This window comes from Pseudomonas aegrilactucae, from assembly GCF_019168305.1.
Taxonomy (GTDB): domain Bacteria; phylum Pseudomonadota; class Gammaproteobacteria; order Pseudomonadales; family Pseudomonadaceae; genus Aquipseudomonas; species Aquipseudomonas aegrilactucae.
In genome coordinates this window covers 1-6,113 of record NZ_JAHTBI010000025.1, presented here as the reverse complement: position 1 = coordinate 6,113, position 6,113 = coordinate 1, and the positions used below count along the sequence as shown (strand labels likewise).

Annotated in this window: 4 protein-coding genes and 1 pseudogene; 1 reads left to right on the top strand and 4 read right to left on the bottom strand. The window is 54.0% G+C overall.

Annotated features, from left to right (window positions below; translation table 11 throughout):
* Positions 1-320 precede the first annotated feature (320 nt).
* Positions 321-505: pseudogene (locus KUO17_RS07915) on the top strand (IS5/IS1182 family transposase); the annotation flags it as partial.
* Between the two features lie 9 nt (positions 506-514).
* On the opposite strand, the gene KUO17_RS07910 reads toward KUO17_RS07915, so the two are convergent.
* Genes KUO17_RS07910 through KUO17_RS07895 form a run of 4 tightly spaced genes read right to left on the bottom strand, consistent with a single transcriptional unit; the run spans position 515 to position 5,631 of the window.
* Entirely contained in the window at positions 515-1,108 is a 594-nt protein-coding gene (locus KUO17_RS07910; RefSeq protein ID WP_217974842.1) for a Mov34/MPN/PAD-1 family protein, read from the bottom strand.
* Positions 1,105-2,787, bottom strand: a complete 1,683-nt coding sequence (locus KUO17_RS07905) for a HesA/MoeB/ThiF family protein (RefSeq protein ID WP_217974840.1) — start codon at positions 2,785-2,787, stop codon at positions 1,105-1,107. The genes KUO17_RS07910 and KUO17_RS07905 overlap by 4 nt, the downstream gene beginning before the upstream one ends.
* Before the next feature lie 17 nt (positions 2,788-2,804).
* Positions 2,805-4,079, bottom strand: coding sequence for a nucleotidyltransferase domain-containing protein (locus KUO17_RS07900; RefSeq protein WP_217974838.1), 1,275 nt, complete (start codon positions 4,077-4,079; stop codon positions 2,805-2,807).
* 13 nt (positions 4,080-4,092) lie between these two features.
* Entirely contained in the window at positions 4,093-5,631 is a 1,539-nt protein-coding gene (locus KUO17_RS07895) for an SAVED domain-containing protein (protein ID WP_209967610.1), read from the bottom strand.
* Positions 5,632-6,113 lie beyond the last annotated feature (482 nt).

Below are 6,113 nucleotides of genomic sequence, written 5' to 3'. Positions count from 1 at the left end.
GACTTCGCCGGACGGTTACTCACGAAGGCCAGTATTTGCGTCTTCAGCGCAGCGAAGTCGGGATAGTGATGCGCCTTGATGGTGGCGTCTTTGATCGTTCGGTTCATGCGCTCGACCTGGCCATTGATCCACGGGTGGTAGACCTTGGTCAGCCGATGTTTGATGGCGTGTTCGTGACAGACACAATCAAAAATGTGCCCACCAAACCGCTTGGTCGTGCCGTTGCGATACCGGGGCTGCTCGTGAATGCCACACTGTTGCCAGCCAAGACGGTGTGCATCGTACGCACGACCTGGCGTAGAAACTCAGCGCCATTACGCTTACCCAGGCTGTTCGACCGGCCCAAATACCGACAGCGCAACATTATCGAACGTATGTTCGGCTACTAAAAGAGAAACGCCGAATCCTCACGCGCTTTCACAAGCTCGCAAAAAGTTATGCCGCGATGCTCTCGCTGGCTTGCGTCAAGCGGTGTATGCGACGGCTTTTTTCAGACAGAGCCTAAGGCACCCGTTCAGCGTAAGGGTAGAATACCTCTGTTCCGCATTACCTCACGAAAAGCTACCTGCTTGGGCTGCAACACATTGCAATCGCCCTTCTTAGGACTGTCCAATTGCGAGCAGCTTTTATCTTCGCTTAACTGCATCCAGTCGCGGGATGATTCGCCGCTAGCCACCCAGACAGTCATGGCTGGAATGCTGCCGCAGTTGCCGATAATCACCATGAAATAACGATTCCTGTCACCCTCAAAGGAATCAAGATAGTCCCAGGTAGTTTTCTGGTCACGCCAAGAGGGTGATGGCGTACTCTCTGGATGTGTATGCCACAACCCTACAGCATGCCTGTATTGTTCGAATTCACTTTGCCTGTTCCTATCAGAGGCTTTTACATCTGGATTCCAAGCGTGCCTGCTTCGCCGGTCAGCAGGATTCGGCCCCATGGCGTTACTGATGATCAGCCCGTGAGAGTCCGGCTCTGGGCTAAAAATCTCCCCTCCAGCTTCCTTCTGCCAGAACCGACGTTGAGCATAGCTGTACATGTGTGCCAGGACGTGATCAGTAAACAGCACGTATTTACTGTTGTCGGGATAGAAAAAGACCCTGCTCATGGAAATGGCCTTATCAGGGTCAGGCCTTCGAATCCAGATGCAATACTCGCCCACTCATTATGCTTCAATCCCGGCCAATGCTTATCCAAATAAAGCTGCCCGCGCACCCAGCTCCGCACTCGAGGAGGAAATGGTTCGACTGCATCGATCATCTCCAACGCGGACTCAGCAACCAAGGCGACGGCGTGTTCGGCTGCAGCTGCGGTGTAACTCTGGAACCGGCTGCTGCACCCAGGCTCTTGTTGGATCACTTCATCGGGCCACACCACCGCCTGTAAGCTATACAACGGATCTATCGGGCCTTGTAGCCACAATTGCCCCGATGGTAAAGAACAAGCATGAGCAGCAGCCACATAGGGCTCCATCCAACCTACCAACAGCGGGCATGGATGCTTTTGTCGAGCGTTCTCAATCTGCGCTCTCACATCTGGCTCACCGGTGAGATCGAGCACTGCGTGCACATCAGCCAATGAATTTTCTTTCAGCCATGCGGCCGTATTCTTGAAGTATGGAACTACCTCGGTCGAAGGGAAGGCCAAATTAACTCGCTTGGCCACTGCACGTGCTTTGCTCTCACCGATAGACTCTGCGCCAAGTAGATGTCGCCCGACATTCGCTGGAGACATGGTGTCAGCATCAACCAGAGAAATCCTGCCGACTCCAGCCTTGGCGAGGTGGTCGACTATCGGACTCCCTAGAGCCCCCGCTCCTAACACCAGAACATGTTTTGCCTGGCGCCGGTCAACCTCTGGATGCTGATCTCGACCGGCTGTCCAGTTTGGGTCTAGGCGAGACGTAATAAGTGGTAGTACTTTGGATGGAGAAGGAAACGATTTTTTTCGTTTACCTTTACCCTTCCCAATATCCCGAACCGTCGGTGGGCCGCCTGGAAGCAGGTACGCGAAAGCAAATTGAGCATTCCTTAATAAGACTACACGGTGTATCTCTCGGCCGCGGCGACTACGGTGTATCTGGAACTGTGAATAGTCCGCGGGAAGAAGACGACCTTTCAGTATGCGCTCCAGATCACCCATAGATTTAGGCCAGGTGCTGGGCGTAAGCACATATGAAATCGGGACGTCAGCAATCAACACCGCAGTACGTTGCTCAGCCCCCAACGACTGAACTACGCGATTGGTGATGCGTAGAGCTTCATCGGCGGCCACGATGATCCTGTTCGGCGTCAGGAGCATTCCGCTCCTGATCATTGCCTTCTTGGGAGGTGGGTCTACGGTCCAGACTGCGGTCACTGGGTCGTATTGCGACCGGGCCCGAGCAACCTCGATAACCCAGTAGTTGATTGCTTCCGTCTCAAAGGCTTCGTCCAAGCTACCATTCAACCAAGGCTTGAGAAACTGCTCCAAGTAAGCATTCAGAAGGAAAAGAACCCTCTCCTCCGCGGAGTGGCCCGAGCCTGGTCCGGGGTCACCGTCCATGCAAAGAGCCCCGTTATCGTCAACGTGCGGAAGCCTCAGCACCGCATCGGAGGAGAGCTGAATGAATGCCTTGGCGCACCCTGGGAATTCGGCAGGCAGACGTAACTCGGCCCACTTAAATCCCCTTCCCTCCTGAAAAGTAGGTAACTGCAACTGGTAAGCAGTGATGCCCCCTTCCCGGCGAAAGGCTGAAGGCAGCAAATCCGGAAATTGCTCGCGTATGAGGGCCAAGTTCAAAGTCAACTGATTCTCCCCACTACTCAAGCGAGTCCAGTCGTAACCGGAGTGGCTTTAGGTTTTGGGGTCTCTATTGTAGGCAACACGCCGCCCCCGCCAGTCGGCGCCGGAATACCGAACACCTCCCGCACACGCTTGGAAATAGCTTGTGGTTCAGTTAATGCCAGAATGGTTTTGAGATCCGCTGACAGCGCATCGCACCAGGTCATAAAGGATCGGAAACGCTCTTCCCCATCATCATTCCACTTCTCGGCAAAATTCTCTCCCTCGACGGTGGGGTTATCTACTCGATACTTGCCGTCAAGCTTAAGCACCAGGTGCGGCATGTAGAGCGCGAGCTCATTCAGCACCTCCACCGGATGCTGGAACACACGCCCCAGATCCGCCAAGCCTTCATAGCAAGTGGTCAGTAAGGTAACAATGATCACCGAGATCGGCTTGGTCCCCCCTTCAATGAGGCCACGCCTAACGCACATGTCCCGATGACGCTTGAACAGGCGAATGGCTACTCGGAGGGTATCGGTAATTTCCACGGTTTGATCTGGCACTGGTGCAATGCTATCCATTACCCGGTTCTTCGCCAATGCCTCCATCGCTGGGACAAGAATCAGCGCACGCTTGGCGGTATCGTCCACCCACTTGCTCATACCGGCCGGATTGGAGGTCTTCCAGCTTGTAGTAGGGGTATCCACCACTGCCAATGCCGTTCCCTCGTATCGCACAGCGCGATAGCGCGGAGCCATGGACTCATACGTATTCCGAGGAACAGTATTCAATGGTACCGATGGCGTGAACTCCAGGTAGAACGACCGCTGTGGGAAAGGGATATTCCAGCAACGCCTTTTTGCTTCAGCGTTCAGATCAACCAAAGCATTCCCAATGGATTCAAAAAATGCCATTGGTTCGGAGGCTTCGATACGAGAGATGTCCACCTGGCATACTGCGTCGATGTCAAATTTCTCTCTTCCATTAGGCGACCGTATCAAAGTTTTGGTACTGACCGAGCCCTGAGGCAGAATTGATATGGCTTCGGGTGGCCACGAAAGATTGGAAGCGAGTAGCTCAGCCACTTCCTGATAAGCCCCCTTGGCAGCCTCGATTTCCTCATCACGCACCGCGATGTGCTCATTCACCGCATTGAGCGCTTTTTCCCAATGCGAGTATTCGAGCTGCATGCTTCGAGAGTCGGATGCCAGGCCATCGAGTAGACCCGCATACGACTCAAAGGATTCCTTCAATCGAACAGGGCGTGACCGTTCGGCGTGGATCACCAGCTCAGCACTTTTGGTTTGGCTCATGGCATTAGGCTCGTTATCGAAGAGGAATAGTGATGGACTGCTGCCCGTGAGTGGCGGATACGTGATGACCTGTGATCGATAGGGCAGGAACAAATTTGAAGTCGCGACCTGCGCGGTCATAAACCACGTACTCGGGGTGGTGACCTGCTTGTAACATCTGGCCGAAACGGAACACCGTGCTGGCAGGGCTGATCGCGATGAGGTGGACCTTTGCAACTCGCATCACGTCTTGAGCGTGAACAATTGCTTTGCGCGCAGCTTGCGAAAACTGCTCAAGATCCTCCGGACACCCGATACAGTCGGCTCCTGTCTTTGACGTGGTCACACGAATCCAAGGGATCTCGCCGGAATCGACCGCGCGCCTGAATTCAGGAGACAGTGAATCCTCATCAAGACTGGCCGACAGCTCGAGTGTTATAAAAACTTCGTCTGCGCGAACCGCTGGCAAAGGGCTAACGCTGAAAGTACCTGGTGAAGGAGCAGTGGCCTTTGGGTCCCACGCCCAGGTCTTGCGAACCTTGTCGTACTGGAAGACTTGAATGGCCTGCGCTTCACCCATCACTCGACCGGCCAGAACCAAGGTAGGAATATGGTGCAGAGGGAAGATGGCCAGACTTTCGGTGCTCAAGCCGCTGCTGGAATTGAATCCGGTGACGAGCTCTCGAATATGATGCTCATGCTCCCGCAAATATTGGTACCAAAACTCTGGCAGATGACGGTCATCTCGCTGTGATTTGCGGCGCACGTAATGGACGACACCTGGCTCCATGGCTCGTCTGGTCGCCACAATGGCCTCAATCAGCTCCGAGTCATGAAAGTAAGTCGGCACGTTTGCCAAATTAGCATGCAAAGTCACCGCTTTAGTACGCGGAAACGCCAGTGAATTTAGATAATTCCGTACGATATCCCGGTGAGACTGGCGCATTTCGTTCAGGATTTCGGCGGTATAAAACTGAGGTGCAAACGAATCAATCAGACGATGGTGCTCATCACACATCAACATGATGTTATCGGGGACATTGGCGAGACGGTGCGAATCAGTCTGACTACCCCGCGGCCCTTCTGGATCCGATGCAACGATGTGTGCCAAATATCCGACTCGGGCAGCTTTGGTCCACAAGGCAATCTCTGACAGATCATGCCCGCAGCCTTCAAACATGCATCTTGCACCCGCATCAGCCCAAACCTTTTGTGCCGTTTTCTCCGAGATCTCTGGTCCCCGACCACTGGTCCTACCGAGCAATCCATCCCGGGTCGCGATGAAAACATCCACCTGGGGCTTACTCTGTACGAGCACATATGCCCACGTGCTATCTGCGGTGTGGGCGGAAAGCAAGGCTTCAAGCCCCATGTCCAGAACGTAGAGCAAGCCTTTGGGGACCAGTTTTTTAAGACTCGATTTTGCTATCGGTCCTGGGTCAGCGGGATGTAAAACGAGACTCGCCTCATCGAGATCAACTAGCTTACAGAGGTAGTCCGCAGTGACGTACGCCACCCGGTGCTTTTGTGTCAGACATCTATCCAGCCAGACAGCCAATTCCTGATCGCTCAAATTGGTTGTAGTCGTGCTGCTGCGTGACGAGGTTGATGAGCCAGAAGACATTTAATCGCCCTAATCCGTGACCGAGTTAAATCGCGCCTCTTGCAGATGAGGGTAAAAAACAAGAATTCAATGGCAATGTGCCATTTTTTTCAGGCTAACACCACTTACGGAGTAGGACTGCCGTCCGAGCCATCGCTGCGACGGAATCAGCTAAGTCCTTGGTGTAAGTATCCAAGAGCATCGTTAGGTTCTGCATGCCCCTGCTCGCCGCGGATCGCCGAGTTGGGGGTTCGCATACCAACGCAGCCTGACTTCGCTTCCCACGCCGTGCCGGTTTATCATTGCAGGATCATAACGAAGGGGGCTTTCGGATCGCCGCACGCTTGCTGCCCGCCCTGGATTTGCGCTGCGCCTGTGGTCCACAGACTCAGGGCTGTGGAATGGTTCGGGTGATCCAGCCAACCAAATTCAACTAGTGTCCTGTCTCAAAA

What these genes read in the sequence shown, in the direction of transcription:
- KUO17_RS07910 (WP_217974842.1), bottom strand. Translation starts at nt 1,108, where the DNA reads ATGAGCAGGGTCTTTTTCTATCCCGACAACAGTAAATACGTGCTGTTT.
- KUO17_RS07900 (WP_217974838.1), bottom strand. Translation starts at nt 4,079, where the DNA reads ATGAGCCAAACCAAAAGTGCTGAGCTGGTGATCCACGCCGAACGGTCA.